This window comes from Kitasatospora xanthocidica, assembly GCF_014656195.1.
GTDB classification, from domain to species: Bacteria; Actinomycetota; Actinomycetes; order Streptomycetales; family Streptomycetaceae; genus Kitasatospora; species Kitasatospora xanthocidica.
On sequence record NZ_BNBY01000027.1, the window covers coordinates 91138 to 105626 of the forward strand.

Genomic DNA, 14489 nt, shown 5'->3' on the forward strand with positions numbered 1-14489 from the left:
CCCGGACACCTGTGTGCCCGGGGCCGTCCCACGCTCCGGAAGGCTCGCCATGCCCAGCTCCACCCTGACCCGCCGTTCGTACGACTCCACCGCCGTGCGCCGGCGTTCCGTGCTCGGCGGGGCCGCGCTGCTCGGCGCGGGCACGCTGACCGGCTGCGGGATCCCGTCCGCGTACGTCGCCGAGGACCGCCGGTCGGCGCCGGACCGCTCGGACAGCGACAGGCGGCTCGCCTTCTCCAACTGGACGCAGTACATCGACACCGACGACCAGGGCGGGCGCCCGACCCTGGACGCCTTCGTCGCGAAGAGCGGCATCGAGGTCGCCTACACCGAGGACATCAACGACAACGACGAGTTCTTCGGCAAGATCAGCCCGGTGCTCACCCAGGGCGCGGACCCCGGCCGGGACCTGATGGTGGTCAGCGACTGGATGGCCGGGCGGTACGTCTCGCTGGGCTGGGTGCAGGCCATGGACCGGGCCAACCTGCCCAACGTCACCGCCAACCTGGACCCGCAGCTCGCGAACCCGGCCTTCGACCCCGGGCGCCGGCGCAGCGTGCCCTGGCAGTCCGGGATCACCGGCATCGCCTACAACCGCAAGGCGCTCGGCCGGGAGATCAGGTCCACCGCCGACCTGTGGGCGCCCGACCTCAAGGGCCGGGTCACGCTGTTCGCCGGGCTGGACGAGGCGCTCGGGCTGCTGATGCTCTCCCAGGGCGCGGAGCTCGCGGCGTTCACCGACGACGACGCGCGCAAGGCGATGGACCTGGTGCAGAAGATGGTCGACACCGGCCACGTCCGCCGCTTCACCGGCAACGACTACACCAGCGACCTCGCCTCCGGTGCGGCCCTCGCCTGCCAGGCCTACTCCGGGGACGCCGTCCAGCTCACCGCCGAGAACCCGGACATCGAGTTCGTGGTGCCGGAGGAGGGCGGCGAGCTGTGGGCGGAGAGCCTGATGATCCCCAACCGGGCCACCCACAAGCGCAACGCCGAGGCGCTGATCGACTACTACTACCAGCCCGAGGTGGCCGCCGAGCTCGCCGCGGCCGTCCAGTACATCTGCCCGGTGCCGGCCGCCCGCGAGGTGCTGGCGGCCAGTGGCGACAAGGAGAAGGCCGAACTCGCCGAGAACCCGCTGGTCTTCCCGACCGAGGAGATGCGCGCCCGGCTGCGCACCATGCGCGACGTCACCTCGGCGGAGCGGCCCGGGCTGCACAAGGTCTGGGGCCGCATCACCGGGGTGTGACCCACCGGACGGACTCCGGCTCAGCGCCGTACGGCGTCCAGCGCGAGCAGGGCGACGTGCAGGGAGAGACAGGACTCGACCTGGTCGAGGTCCACGCCGAGGATCCGCTCGACCTTGTGCAGCCGGTCGTAGAAGGACGGCCGGGACAGGTGCGCGGCGTCCGCCGCGGCCGACTTGTTCCGGCCCTGCTCCAGGTAGATCCGCAGCATCTGCACCAACTGGCCGTTGTGCTCGGCGTCGTGGGCCAGCAGTGGGCCCAGCTCGCGCTCCACGTAGGTCTGCAGCCGGGCGTCGTCGCGCAGCAGGTGGAGCAGGCCGCGCAGCCGGACGTCCGGCAGCCGGTAGTAGGAGGCGGTGCGGCCGCCGGGCGCGTCGTGCAGGGCGGCGTCGGCGACCTGGGTGGCCTCCAGCAGGGTGCGCCGGGCGTCGCGCACCGAGCCGACCGAGGAGCCGACCGCGACCACCGGGCCCGCCGGGTCGGCGCCCTCCCGGGCGGCCTCGGCGGACATCCGGCGCAGCGCGGCCGAGAAGGCGTCCAGCGCGGCGTGCTCGTCCTGCTGGGCGCCGAGCGAGATCAGCAGGCCGACCGCCTCGTCGTCCAGGGCGCCGACCAGCGCGGAGAGCCGGCTGGCCCGGACCGCGCCGGCCGCCAGTTCGGTGAAGTCGCGCAGCCTGGCCTGCGCCTCCAGCGCGGCCGGGATCGGCCCGCGCCGCTGCCGCAGCACCACGCCGACCAGTCGGCGGCCCTCCAGCGGGACGCCGAGCGCCTGGGCGCGCAGCGCCGCCTCGGAGACGGTCAGCGCGTGGGTGAGGATGCCGGAGAGCAGGGTGCGGTGGGTCTGCCGCTCCAGGCTCTCCCGGTCGCGGACCACCAGCCGGTTGAGCGCCAGCGCGGACGCCCCGCGCTCCAGCAGCATGCCGTGCGGGTGGGCCTGGCCCTCGGGCAGCGGGCCGGGCTCCTGGACCAGCACCAGCCGGCCCCAGTCCTGGCCGCGGGCGCCGACGGTGGTGACCAGCCAGCCGCTGCGCGGGTCGTGGCCGGTGCGGCCGGGCGGCCGCACCCCGCGCGAGCGGCGCTCCCAGTGCTCCAGCACCTCGGCCTCCGGACGCCCGGCGGTGTCGTGGGCGAGCACCTGGTGGGCGAGGTTCTCCAGGACGACCGGCGCGCCCGCCATCCGGGCCACCTGCCGGATCACCTCGGGCGGCTCGGCGCCCTCCACCACCAGTTCGTTGAACACCTGGTGGACGGACTCGGAGACCCGCAGCTGCTCCAGCTGGGCGTTGACCACCAGGGCGTGCACGGCCTCGGTGACGGCGACGAAGCGCAGCTCGCGGCGGAGCGTGATCAGCGGCAGCCCGCGCTGCTCGGCGGCGTTCACCAGTGCCCGGGGGAGCGTGTCGAAGTAGCGCCGCCCGAACTCGACGACCAGGCCGGCCACCCCGACCTCGTCCAGGTCGCGGATGTAGCGGGCCAGGCCCTCGCGGTCCTCGGGCAGTGCGATGCCGGTGGTCAGCACCAGTTCGCCGCCGCGCAGCATCCCGGCGACGTCGGGCAGTTCGCTGACGTGGACCCAGCGGACGGGCCGCTCCAGGTGGTCGGCGCCGGCCACGACCTGGGGCAGGCCGCGCCGCATCACCTCCAGGTCGAGTACGCGGGCGACGGTGGGGAGCATCGCGGGCCTCCATGGCCGTGGGGCCGGTGCGGGGGATCGGTGCGGGGATCGGTTGTGCGGTTGCGTGGGGAACGGTGTGCGGGGGATCGGCGCTGGTCAGAGTGTCAGGTGAATCATCCATCCTCCCGACGACCTGTCGCCCTGCCGGGACCCTTGCACCCTGTAAGGCCCTTCGTATCGAGATTGCCGCAGTGACCCTTGTCACGCCCCGGCGGCACCGGGCATGGTCAGCGGGTCGGCGCTGTGGCGGAAACCCGACCCCACGCCGGAATCCGTCGCGTTAACGAGAACGCAACCGTGGAATCCCTTGTCCGGAGCGGATCGGACTGTCAGGATCGCGCAACCCCGATGATCGACCGGACGGACTCCCGCACTCCCGCAGACCCCCACCGCGGAGGCGGGCGCTCCGTCGCCCAGTCGTACACCGGCACTTGGAGGAAGCAGATGGACCTGACCGACTTCGGCGCGGGCGCCCAGTACATCGCGGGCCGCCGGACCCGGGGGAGCGGCGCGCCCTTCCAGGTCGTCAACCCCGCCGACGGCAGCGTGGTCCAGCAGGTCGCCCTGGCCACCGCCGGGGACGTCGACGCGGCCGTCGCCGCCGCGAAGGCCGCCCTGCCCGGCTGGTCCTCCGCCACCCCCGGCGCCCGCTCCGAGGCGCTCACCCGGCTGGCCGCCGTACTGGCCGGCGCCGGCGCGGACCTGGCCCGGGTGGAGACCGCGCAGACCGGCAAGCCGGTCAAGCTGGCCACCGAGTTCGACGTCCCCGGCACCGTCGACAACGCGGCGTTCTTCGCCGGCGCCGCCCGCAACCTGGAGGGCAAGGCGGCCGGGGAGTACTCCGGCGACCACACCTCGTACGTGCGGCGCGAGGCGATCGGCGTGGTCGGCTCGATCTCGCCGTGGAACTACCCGCTGCAGATGGCCGCCTGGAAGATCCTCCCGGCGATCGCGGCGGGCAACACCATCGTGCTCAAGCCGGCCGAGCTGACCCCGCTGACCTCGCTGATGTTCGCCGCGGCCTGTACGGAGGCGGGCATCCCGGACGGCGTGGTCAACGTGGTCACCGGCGCCGGCCGCACCGCGGGCGAGCACCTGGTCGGGCACCCGGACGTCGCGATGGTCTCCTTCACCGGCTCCACCGCCGTCGGCAGGCGGGTCGCCGAACTCGCCACCGCGAGCGTCAAGCGCACCCACCTGGAGCTCGGCGGCAAGGCCCCGTTCGTGGTCTTCGACGACGCCGACCTGGACGCCGCCGTGCACGGCGCCGTCGCCGCCTCGCTGATCAACGGCGGCCAGGACTGCACCGCCGCCACCCGCGCGTACGTCCAGCGCCCGCTGTACGAGGCCTTCGTGGCCGGGGTGGCCGAGCTGTTCGCGGCGGTCCGGATCGGCGACCCGCTGAACCCGCGCACCGACCTCGGCCCGCTGGTCTCGTACACCCACCGGGACCGGGTGGCGGGCTTCGTGGAGCGCGCCCGCGGGTACGCCACCGTGGTTACCGGCGGCCGGGTGCCGCAGAAGGGCCACGACGGCTTCGACCTCACCCGGGGCGCGTACTACCCGCCGACCCTGATCACCGGCGCCGCCCAGGACAGCGAGGTCGTCCAGGGCGAGGTCTTCGGGCCGGTGCTGGTCGTGCTGCCCTTCGACGGCGACGACGAGGGACTGCGGCTGGCCAACGACACCCCCTACGGCCTGGCCGCCTCCGCCTGGACGGGCAACGTGCACCGCGCGCTGCGCGCCACCCGGGAGATCGCGGCCGGGTGCGTCTGGGTCAACGACCACATCCCGATCATCAGCGAGATGCCGCACGGCGGCTACAAGGCGTCCGGCTACGGCAAGGACATGTCCCAGTACTCGCTGGACGAGTACACGCAGGTCAAGCACGTCATGTTCGACACCACCGCGGTGGCCCGCAAGGACTGGCACCGCACCGTCTTCGGCGACAGATAACCCCGGACCAGCAACCCCCGGACCCAGGGCGCTTCCCCCACGCCCCTTCTCCCCCAGGAGGCCCGTTCCATGGCGTTCAACGAGCTCACCGACGGTCTGCCCGAACCGGTCCGCAAGGCCTGGGAACGCAGCCTGACCAGCGGCCGGGCCGCGCTCGGCCGCCGCGCCCTGCTGCGCGCCGCCGCCCTGACCGCCGGAGCGGGCACCCTGGCGGCCTGCGGCATCCCGGCGGCGCCCCGGGCGACCGGTGACTCCACCGCGAACGCCGCCAAGGACCTCTCGGACACCGAGAAGGAGGTCTCCTTCTCCAACTGGCCGCTCTACGTGGACACCGACGAGCAGGACAAGGAGAAGCACGGCACCCTGGAGGCCTTCACCGCGACCACCGGGATCAAGGTCAAGTACACCGAGGACGTCAACGACAACGTCGAGTTCTTCGGCAAGATCAAGCCGCAGCTCGCCTCCGGCCAGGACACCGGCCGCGACCTGATGGTGCTCACCGACTGGATGGCCGCCCGGCTGATCCGGCTCGGCTGGGTGCAGAAGCTCAACCCGGCGAACGTCACCACCGCGATCACCAACGTCGAACCGCGCTTCCGCGCCCCCGACTGGGACCCGGGCCGGCTCTACTCCTACCCGTGGGCCGGCATCCAGGTCGTCGTCGCCTACAACAAGAAGGCGACCAAGGGGAAGGAGGTCACCAGCGTCTCCCAGCTGCTGGACGACCCTGACCTCAAGGGCCGGGTCACCTTCCTCTCCGAGATGCGCGACAGCATCGGGATGGTCCTGCTGGACATGGGCAAGGACCCGGCGAAGTTCACCGCCGACGACTTCGAGGCCGCGATCGCCCGGGTGCAGAAGGCCGTCGACAGCAAGCAGATCCGCCGCTTCACCGGCAACGACTACGGCCAGGAGCTCTCCTCCGGGGACATCGCCGCCTGCGTCGCCTGGGGCGGCGACCTGATCCAACTGCGCGCCGACAACCAGGACATCGAGTTCGTCGTCCCGGAGAAGGGCTTCATCTCCTCGACCGACAACCTGCTGGTCCCGGCCAAGGCGCAGCACAAGGCGAACGCGGAAAAGCTGATCGACTTCTACTATCAGCCGAAGATCGCGGCGCAGCTGGTCGCGGGCATCGGCTACGTCTCCGCCGTCACCGGGATGAAGGACGAGCTCACCGCCCTCGCCCCGGACAGCGCGGCCAACCCGCTGGTCGTACCCACCCCCGAGATGGCGGCCAAGGCGCACGTGTTCCGCACGCTCACCGAGAGCGAGGAGACCGACTTCGAGCAGAAGTTCTCCAAGCTCATCGGCGCCTGACCCCCACCCCCGGCAGAGAGACCCAGGAAGACACCACCCCATGACAGACCAGCAGCGCGACGCGGCCGCCGGCGGCGACGTCCGGCTCACCGGCATCGGCAAGACCTACGGTTCCTTCACCGCCGTCCACCCCCTCGACCTGACCGTCCCCCAGGGCTCCTTCTTCGCCCTGCTGGGCGCCTCCGGCTGCGGCAAGACCACCACCCTGCGCATGATCGCCGGCCTGGAGGAGCCCACCAGCGGCACCGTCCTGATCGGCGGCCAGGACGTCACCGCCCTGCCCCCGTACAAGCGGCCGGTGAACACCGTCTTCCAGAGCTACGCGCTCTTCCCGCACCTGGACATCTTCGAGAACGTCGCCTTCGGCCTGCGCCGGCGCGGCAAGAAGGACGTCAAGAAGCAGGTCGAGGACATGCTGGAGCTGGTCGAACTCGGCCAGTACGCCCGGCGCAAGCCGCACCAGCTCTCCGGCGGCCAGCAGCAGCGCGTCGCGGTCGCCCGCGCGCTGATCAACCACCCGCAGGTGCTGCTCCTGGACGAGCCGCTCGGCGCGCTCGACCTCAAGCTCCGCCGCCAGATGCAGCTGGAGCTCAAGCGGATCCAGACCGAGGTCGGCATCACCTTCGTGCACGTCACCCACGACCAGGAGGAGGCCATGACCATGGCCGACACCATCGCGGTGATGAACGGCGGCCGGGTCGAGCAACTGGGCGCGCCCGCCGACCTGTACGAGAACCCCGCCACCACCTTCGTGGCCAACTTCCTCGGTCAGTCCAACCTGCTGCCCGCCGAGGTCACCGGCACCGCCGGCGAGGACCTGCTGCTCAGCGCCGCCGGCACCCGCCTCACCGTGCCGAAGGCCCGCTGCGCCACCGACGCCAAGCGCGTCCACCTCGGCGTCCGCCCGGAGAAGATCACCATCACCCACGTCACCGAGGAGGTCGCCGAGGGCCGCAACGCGCTCGTCGGCACGGTGCTCGACTCCAGCTTCATCGGCGTCTCCACCCAGTACGTGGTGCGCACCGACGGCGGCCAGGAGGTCACCGTCTTCGAGCAGAACATGGAGCGCGACGCCCGGATCGTCCCCGGCGCCGGCGTCCGGCTGCACTGGAACCCGGCGCACTCCTTCGCCCTGGACGCCTCGCAGGCGATCGACGCGGGCACCGGGGAGGAGGCCGCATGACCACCACCACCCCGGCGGCGCCGCCCCAAGTCATCCCGTTGACCCCCGCGGAGGGCAAGCCCCGGCGCAAGCTCACCCCGTACTGGCTGCTGCTGCCCGGCATCGCCTGGCTGGTGGTCTTCTTCGCCGTCCCGATGCTCTACCAGGCGTCCACCTCGCTGCAGACCGGCTCGCTCGAAGAGGGCTTCAAGGTCACCTGGCACTTCTCGACCTACTGGGACGCCCTGGTCGAGTACAAGTGGCACTTCGTCCGCTCGTTCTCCTACGCGGCCGTGGCCACCGTGCTCTGCCTGGCCGTCGGCTACCCGCTCGCGTACACGATCGCCTTCAAGGCGAGCAAGCGCTGGCGCAACGTCATCCTGATCCTGGTCATCGCGCCGTTCTTCACCAGCTTCCTGATCCGCACGCTGGCCTGGAAGACCATCCTGTCCGACGGCGGCCCGGTGGTCGGCGCGCTGAACGCGCTGCACGTCCTGGACCTCACCAACCTGGTCGGCCTGACCTCCGGCGACCGGGTGCTGGCCACGCCGCTCGCGGTGGTCTGCGGCCTGACGTACAACTTCCTGCCGTTCATGATCCTTCCGCTGTACACCTCGCTGGAGCGGATCGACCCGCGGCTGCACGAGGCGGCCGGCGACCTCTACGCCCGCCCGTTCACCACCTTCCGCAAGGTCACCTTCCCGATCTCGCTGCCGGGCGTGGTCGCGGGCACCCTGCTGACCTTCATCCCGGCCTCCGGCGACTACATCAACGCCCAGCTGCTGGGCTCGCCGAGCGAGCAGATGGTCGGCAACGGCATCCAGAAGCAGTTCCTGAACGTGCTCGACTACCCCACGGCGGCCGCGCTGAGCTTCATCCTGATGGCCCTGATCCTGGGCATGGTGACGGTCTACATGCGCAAGGCCGGGACGGAGGAACTGGTCTGATGTCCCGGATTCTGAAGTGGGTCCGCGCCCACCTGGTGGTGCTGGCCGGACTGCTGGCCCTCGCCTACCTGGTGCTGCCCAACCTGGTCGTGCTCGCCTTCTCGTTCAACAAGCCGGTGGGCAAGTTCAACTACGAGTGGAACGAGTTCTCCACCGACGCCTGGACCAACCCCTGCGGCGTGGCCGACATGTGCCAGTCGCTCTCGCTCAGCCTGCAGATCGCGGTGCTCGCCACCATCGGCGCCACCGTGCTCGGCACCATGGTCGCCTTCGCACTGGCCCGCTACCGCTTCCGCGGCCGCTCCGCCACCACCGCGATGATCTTCCTGCCGATGGCCATGCCCGAGGTGGTCATGGCCGCCTCGCTCGGGACGCTCTTCCTCAACATGCGCATCCCGTTCGGCTTCACCACCATCCTCATCGCGCACATCATGTTCTGCCTCAGCTTCGTGGTGACGGCGGTCAAGGCCCGCGTGATGAGCATGGACCCGAGGCTCGAACAGGCCGCCCAGGACCTCTACGCGACCCCCGTCCAGACCTTCCTCCGGGTCACCCTGCCGCTGGCGGCACCCGGTATCGCGGCGGGCGCGCTGCTCAGCTTCGCGCTCTCCTTCGACGACTTCATCATCACCCAGTTCAACTCGGGCCCGACCACGGTCACCTTCCCGATGTTCGTCTGGGGCGCCTCGCAGCGCGGCATCCCGGTGCAGGTCAACGTGATCGGCACCGCGATGTTCCTCGCCGCCGTCGTGCTGACCGTCGCCGGCCAGTGGCTCGGCAACCGCCGCAAGGCCACCGCCTGACGTGCCGCACGGCCACCGCCTGACGTACGGTCGGACGGCGGTGGCCCGTAATGTCATCTATCCGTGGAAAGTGGCTGATAATGCATGGACTCCGCCCGCGCGCTCAGTGACGCCAGGCCCACCCCCTTCTGGCTGGAGGACCCCGGCCGGCCGGCGGCGCTGCCCGCCCTGGTCGGCGACACCACCTGCGACCTGCTGGTCGTCGGCGGCGGCTACTCCGGTCTGTGGACCGCCCTCATCGCCAAGGAACGCGACCCCTCACTGGACGTCGTCCTGGTCGAGGGCAACGAGGTCGGGTGGGCCGCGTCGGGGCGCAACGGCGGGTTCTGCGCGGCCAGCCTCACCCACGGCTTCGGCAACGGCCTGGAGCGCTGGCCCTCCGAACTCGCCCAGCTGGAACGTCTCGGCGCCGCCAACCTCGACGGCATCGAGGCGACCGTCAAGCGCTACGGCATCGACGCCGAGTGGGAGCGCACCGGCGAGATCGACGTCGCCACCCAGCCCCACCAGGTCGAGGAGCTGCACGAGGTCGCCGAGGCGGTCGCCCGCTACGGCCTCGACATCACCGTGCTGGACGCCGACCAGCTGCGCGCCGAGGTGAACTCGCCGACCTTCCTCGGCGGCCTCTGGGACAAGGAGGGCGTGGCCATGGTCCACCCCGCCAAACTCGCCTGGGGCCTCAAGGCCGCCTGCCTGAGCCAGGGCGTGCGCGTCTACGAGCACACCCGCGCCACCGACCTGCGCGAGTACGGCAGCGGCATGGCCGCCCGCACCACGTACGGCCGGGTCTTCGCCCGCCGGGTCGCGCTCGGCACCAACGTGTTCCCGTCCCTGCTCAAGCGGGTCCGCCCGTACATCGTGCCGGTGTACGACTACGCGCTGATGACCGAACCGCTCGACGAGGCGCAGCTCGCCTCGATCGGCTGGCGCGGGCGCCAGGGGCTCGGCGACAGCGCCAACAAGTTCCACTACTTCCGGCTCTCCGCCGACAACCGGATCCTGTGGGGCGGCTACGACGCGGTCTACCACTACGGCGGCCACGTCCGGCACGAGTACGACCAGCGGCCGGAGACCTTCCGCACCCTGGCGAACAACTTCTTCCGCTGCTTCCCGCAGCTGGAGGGGGTGCGCTTCACCAACGCCTGGGGCGGCGCGATCGACACCTGCAGCCGGTTCTCGGCCTTCTTCGACACCGGGTACCGGGGCAAGGTCGCCTACGCGGTCGGCTACACCGGGCTCGGCGTCGGCGCGACCCGCTTCGGCGCCGAGGTGATGCTCGACCTGCTCGCGGGCGAGCGCACCGAGCGCACCTCGCTGGAGATGGTGCGCAGCAAGCCGCTGCCGTTTCCGCCCGAGCCGGTCCGCTGGGCCGGGATCGAGATCACCACCCGCTCGCTGGAGCGGGCCGACCGCAACGGCGGCCACCGCAACCTCTGGCTGCGCACGCTCGACCGGCTGGGGCTGGGCTTCGACAGCTGACCCCGCGCGAGCAGGTCCGAAGCTTCCCCGGACCCGTGTAAGAGGGACCCGCCGTCCGCCTCTCCTTGGTGGCGGCGGGTCTCGGTCCTTCCCGCCGCCGCCCGAACAGTACGAACGGCGAGAAGCGGGGACAGACATGGAGAGCACCGGACTGCACTGGCTCGCCCAGGTGGCACCGGACCCGGAGTCCTTCCGGAAGCAGTGGGAACGCACCGGGCTGGGCCTGATGCTGCTACCGGCCGGCCGCCGCTGGGACGTCCTCTCCGTCCCCGGACGGCTCGGGCACCCGGCCCTGGAGCTCCTCGACGGCGGCCTCCGCGGCCCCGTCCTCACCGACTTCGGCGCGGAGCACGTCAGCTTCCTGGTGCCGGTCGGCACCGCCGCCCGCTGGGTCGGCACCGGGGTGCGCGGCGCGGGGGAGGGCACCTGGATCGTCGTCCCGCACCCCGAACGCACCAGCCGCGGCGTGCGCTGGCTCGTCCCGCCGGACGGCTCCGGGCGGCTGAACGACCCGGTACTGCTGGAGCTCGCCCTGCACGAGGCGGCGGCCGGACTCGGCGGGTGGTGACCGCATCGGCGGTGGCGCGCCGAGCGGGCGGCCGGGTCAGACTGGAGGGGTGACCAGCGCCCCGCACACCGTCGACGCCTCCCTCCGGCCGGGCCGCGCCCAGCTGCGCCTGGCCGGTCTGGCCGCGCCGGTCTGCGACCGGTACGGGCTCGCCCTCGCCGGCGGGCACGCGCTGCGCGCCCACGGCATCGCCGCCTGCGCGCAGGACGGGCTCACCCTGGCGACCGGCGGCGCCGACCTGCCGGAGGTCGCCGACGCCCTCACCGAGGCGTACCGCGCCGCGGGCGGCGGGGTGGCCGAGCGGCCGGGCACCCCCCGGCTGGAGCAGCTCACCGTACGGCTCGCGCTGGGCGGCCGGACGCACTCGGTGGAGCTGCGCAAGGAGCCGCTGGCCCACCGGCCGGTCCGGCTCGACCTCGGTGCGCCCGGGCCGGACGAGCCGCCGGTGGTCCTGCCGGTCGTCGCCCTGGAGGACGCGGCGGCGCTGACCACCGTGCTGCTCGTGGACCGGGGCATGCCGCGCGACCTGATCGACGTCCACGCCCTCACCCGCTTCTACCGGGAGGGCGAACTGATCGCCCTGGCAGGTGAGTTGGACCCGGACTTCCAGCCGGCGGCGCTCGCCGACCGGCTGGAGACGCTCGCCGAGGCGGCCGACGGGCGGTTCCGCGCCCGGGGCGTGCCGGCCGGAGCCGTGGGTGAGCGGAAGCGGTGGGCGCTGGCGTGGGCGCAGGACCTGCGGCTGGACCTGCTGGAGACCCGGGAGGCGGCGGACGGACTGCACGATCCGTACCTGGAGGACCCGTACCTGGAGGGCCCGTACCTGGAGGAGTCGTCCCCGGAGGACGAGGAGGCCTGAGGAGGCCTGAGGAGTCGCGGCTGGGCGGGGGCCGGGGGCCGGGGGAGCAACACGTTCGGAGTAGCGACCGGACGACCTGTAAGGCTGAATCCGAGATCCCCGTCAGCCTGTTCGTTGAGCCCGGCCCGGTCGGGGACCAGACTGGGAGACGAGCGCGGTAGCCCCGTGAATTTCCGTCGCCCGGCCCACTCGCGGGCGGCGCCAGACCGGACCGGTGGCAGGACGCCGCCCGGGACTTCGGAGGCAGACGGACCTTGAGCAAGCACATCATTCACTGGATCTCCGGCAAGCCGGTCGCCACCGCCGGTGCGGCGCCCCGCCGCGGTGACATCTTCGACCCGGCCACCGGACAGGTCGCCGGCCAGGTCGACTTCGCCGGCATCGCCGAGGTCGACCAGGCCGTGGCCGCCGCCGCCTCGGCGTTCACCGAGTGGCGCACCGCCTCGGTCGCCAAGCGGTCGACCGTGCTCTTCGCCTTCCGCGAGCTGCTGAACGCCCGCCGCGAGGAGCTGGCCTCGATCATCGTGTCGGAGCACGGCAAGGTCCACTCCGACGCCCTGGGCGAGATCGCCCGCGGCCTGGAGGTCGTGGAGTACGCCTGCGGCATCCCGCAGCTCATCAAGGGCGGCTTCACCGAGCAGGCCTCCACCGGCATCGACGTCTACTCGATCCGCCAGCCGCTCGGCCCGGTCGCGATCATCTCGCCGTTCAACTTCCCGGCCATGGTGCCGATGTGGTTCTTCCCGATCGCGATCGCGGCCGGCAACACCGTCGTGGTCAAGCCCTCGGAGAAGGACCCGTCCGCCGCCAACTTCCTCGCCGGACTGTGGAAGGAGGCAGGCCTGCCGGACGGCGTCTTCAACGTCGTGCACGGCGACAAGGTGGCCGTCGACCGCCTGCTGGAGCACCCGGACATCAAGTCCGTCAGCTTCGTCGGCTCCACCCCGATCGCCCGCTACGTCTACGAGACCGGCACCCGCTACGGCAAGCGCGTGCAGGCCCTGGGCGGCGCCAAGAACCACATGCTGGTCCTGCCCGACGCCGACCTGGACCTCGCCGCCGACGCCGCCGTCAACGCCGGATTCGGCGCGGCCGGCGAGCGTTGCATGGCGGTGTCCGTCCTGGTCGCGGTCGACCCGATCGGCGACGAGCTGGTCGAGAAGATCAAGCAGCGGGTCGCCGGCCTCAAGGTCGGCCCGGGCTGCAACGGCGACTCCGAGATGGGCCCGCTGGTCACCGGCCAGCACCGGGACAAGGTCACCTCCTACGTGGAGTCCGGCATCGCCGACGGCGCCGAGCTCGCCGTGGACGGCCGCAAGCACCCGATCGCCGCCGAGGACAAGGACGGCACCCCGACCACCGACGGCTTCTGGCTCGGCCCGACGCTGTTCGACCACGTGAAGCCCGGCATGTCCGTCTACAACGACGAGATCTTCGGCCCGATCCTCTCGGTCGTGCGCGTCGCCTCCTACGAGGAGGGCCTGGAGCTGATCAACGCCAACCCGTACGGCAACGGCACCGCCCTGTTCACCAACGACGGCGGCGCCGCCCGGCGCTTCCAGTTCGAGGTGGAGGTCGGCATGGTCGGCATCAACGTCCCGATCCCGGTGCCGGTCGCCTACTACTCCTTCGGCGGCTGGAAGGCCTCGCTCTTCGGCGACGCCCACGCGTACGGCCCGGACGGCGTGCACTTCTTCACCCGCGGCAAGGCCGTGACCCAGCGCTGGCTGGACCCGTCGCACGGCGGCATCAACCTCGGCTTCCCCACCAACAGCTGAGCCCGCGCTTCACCGACCCGTCGACCGGACCCCATCTCCCCGGGGCCCGGTCGACGGGCGTTTGCCTGCCGTTTGCATCCGACCGCAGGAGAGCGTAGAGTTCTTCGAGCTGCCTGGCAGGGAGCACCGGACACGCATCTGCGCGGACGGTTCCGGGGCGGCCAATCCTCTGAAACACCACTTCCCAGTTCGGGCTGGGTCGCGTTCGCATTTCCGCGTCGTGGCTCGGTTCTTATTCGGCGTGCTCGTTTTAATGGGTTGCGGTCGATTCGCTTTTCGGAGCGGGGATCGGCTAGAGTTTGAAACGTCGGACGGGGCGTCAAGCCGCAGAAGACACCGGCGAGTTGGATGAGGAAGCCCGGAAACGGGGCGGAAAACATCTGATAAGCTGGAAACACGAAAGAACGAAGCCCGGAGGGCCTGCTGGAAGGCAGTCCGAAGGAAGCGTCCGTTCCTTGAGAACTCAACAGCGTGCCAAAAGTCAACGCCAGATATGTTGACATCCCCGGCCTCAGATTGTTCTGGGGTTGGAGATTCCTTTTGAAGTAAAACACTAGCGAGGACGCAGTGCGCGGGATCACCCTATTCCGGTGGTTGCCGTGCCGCTCAACGCGGGTGTCGACCCGATTACGGGTAAACATTCACGGAGAGTTTGATCCTGGCTCAGGACGAACGCTGGCGGCGTGCTTAACACA

The 14489-nt window shown here is 71.4% G+C and carries 11 protein-coding genes; 10 read left to right on the forward strand and 1 reads right to left on the reverse strand.

Features of this window, described 5'->3' with window-relative positions; genetic code table 11:
* Positions 1-49 precede the first annotated feature (49 nt).
* A complete protein-coding gene (locus tag IE332_RS32745) occupies positions 50-1249 on the forward strand; it encodes a polyamine ABC transporter substrate-binding protein (RefSeq protein ID WP_189923594.1) in 1200 nt (399 codons plus the stop codon).
* A 20-nt stretch (positions 1250-1269) separates the two neighbouring features.
* Here the strand turns inward: IE332_RS32745 and IE332_RS32750 are convergent, their stop codons facing one another.
* Positions 1270-2922 (reverse strand): PucR family transcriptional regulator, encoded by a 1653-nt coding sequence (locus IE332_RS32750; RefSeq protein ID WP_189923596.1) that lies wholly within the window; start codon positions 2920-2922, stop codon positions 1270-1272.
* A 444-nt stretch (positions 2923-3366) separates the two neighbouring features.
* Here IE332_RS32750 and IE332_RS32755 point away from each other — a divergent pair, with 444 nt between their 5' ends.
* From IE332_RS32755 to IE332_RS32795, 9 genes are all read left to right on the forward strand, one after another.
* Complete coding sequence (locus IE332_RS32755) at positions 3367-4878, forward strand: gamma-aminobutyraldehyde dehydrogenase (protein ID WP_189923598.1); 1512 nt, start codon at positions 3367-3369, stop codon at positions 4876-4878.
* Positions 4879-4947: 69 nt separating this feature from the next.
* A complete protein-coding gene (locus IE332_RS32760; protein WP_189923600.1) occupies positions 4948-6198 on the forward strand; it encodes a polyamine ABC transporter substrate-binding protein in 1251 nt (416 codons plus the stop codon).
* Between the two features lie 40 nt (positions 6199-6238).
* Complete coding sequence (locus IE332_RS32765) at positions 6239-7381, forward strand: ABC transporter ATP-binding protein (protein ID WP_189923602.1); 1143 nt, start codon at positions 6239-6241, stop codon at positions 7379-7381.
* Entirely contained in the window at positions 7378-8307 is a 930-nt protein-coding gene (locus IE332_RS32770; RefSeq protein ID WP_189923604.1) for an ABC transporter permease, read from the forward strand. Before IE332_RS32765 ends, IE332_RS32770 begins: the two co-directional genes overlap by 4 nt.
* Positions 8307-9110, forward strand: a complete 804-nt coding sequence (locus IE332_RS32775; protein WP_189923606.1) for an ABC transporter permease — start codon at positions 8307-8309, stop codon at positions 9108-9110. The genes IE332_RS32770 and IE332_RS32775 overlap by 1 nt, the downstream gene beginning before the upstream one ends.
* Positions 9111-9194: 84 nt before the next feature.
* On the forward strand, positions 9195-10589 hold the full coding sequence (locus IE332_RS32780; protein ID WP_189923609.1) for an NAD(P)/FAD-dependent oxidoreductase: 1395 nt from the start codon (positions 9195-9197) through the stop codon (positions 10587-10589).
* 136 nt (positions 10590-10725) lie between these two features.
* Positions 10726-11157, forward strand: coding sequence for a hypothetical protein (locus tag IE332_RS32785; protein WP_189923611.1), 432 nt, complete (start codon positions 10726-10728; stop codon positions 11155-11157).
* 49 nt (positions 11158-11206) lie between these two features.
* Positions 11207-12016, forward strand: a complete 810-nt coding sequence (locus tag IE332_RS32790) for a nucleotidyl transferase AbiEii/AbiGii toxin family protein (RefSeq protein WP_189923613.1) — start codon at positions 11207-11209, stop codon at positions 12014-12016.
* A gap of 254 nt (positions 12017-12270) precedes the next feature.
* Positions 12271-13794 (forward strand): CoA-acylating methylmalonate-semialdehyde dehydrogenase, encoded by a 1524-nt coding sequence (locus tag IE332_RS32795; RefSeq protein ID WP_189923615.1) that lies wholly within the window; start codon positions 12271-12273, stop codon positions 13792-13794.
* Positions 13795-14489 lie beyond the last annotated feature (695 nt).

What these genes read in the sequence shown, in the direction of transcription:
- IE332_RS32745 (WP_189923594.1), top strand. Translation starts at nt 50, where the DNA reads ATGCCCAGCTCCACCCTGACCCGCCGTTCGTACGACTCCACCGCCGTG.
- IE332_RS32750 (WP_189923596.1), bottom strand. Translation starts at nt 2,922, where the DNA reads ATGCTCCCCACCGTCGCCCGCGTACTCGACCTGGAGGTGATGCGGCGC.
- IE332_RS32755 (WP_189923598.1), top strand. Translation starts at nt 3,367, where the DNA reads ATGGACCTGACCGACTTCGGCGCGGGCGCCCAGTACATCGCGGGCCGC.
- IE332_RS32760 (WP_189923600.1), top strand. Translation starts at nt 4,948, where the DNA reads ATGGCGTTCAACGAGCTCACCGACGGTCTGCCCGAACCGGTCCGCAAG.
- IE332_RS32765 (WP_189923602.1), top strand. Translation starts at nt 6,239, where the DNA reads ATGACAGACCAGCAGCGCGACGCGGCCGCCGGCGGCGACGTCCGGCTC.
- IE332_RS32770 (WP_189923604.1), top strand. Translation starts at nt 7,378, where the DNA reads ATGACCACCACCACCCCGGCGGCGCCGCCCCAAGTCATCCCGTTGACC.
- IE332_RS32775 (WP_189923606.1), top strand. Translation starts at nt 8,307, where the DNA reads ATGTCCCGGATTCTGAAGTGGGTCCGCGCCCACCTGGTGGTGCTGGCC.
- IE332_RS32780 (WP_189923609.1), top strand. Translation starts at nt 9,195, where the DNA reads ATGGACTCCGCCCGCGCGCTCAGTGACGCCAGGCCCACCCCCTTCTGG.
- IE332_RS32785 (WP_189923611.1), top strand. Translation starts at nt 10,726, where the DNA reads ATGGAGAGCACCGGACTGCACTGGCTCGCCCAGGTGGCACCGGACCCG.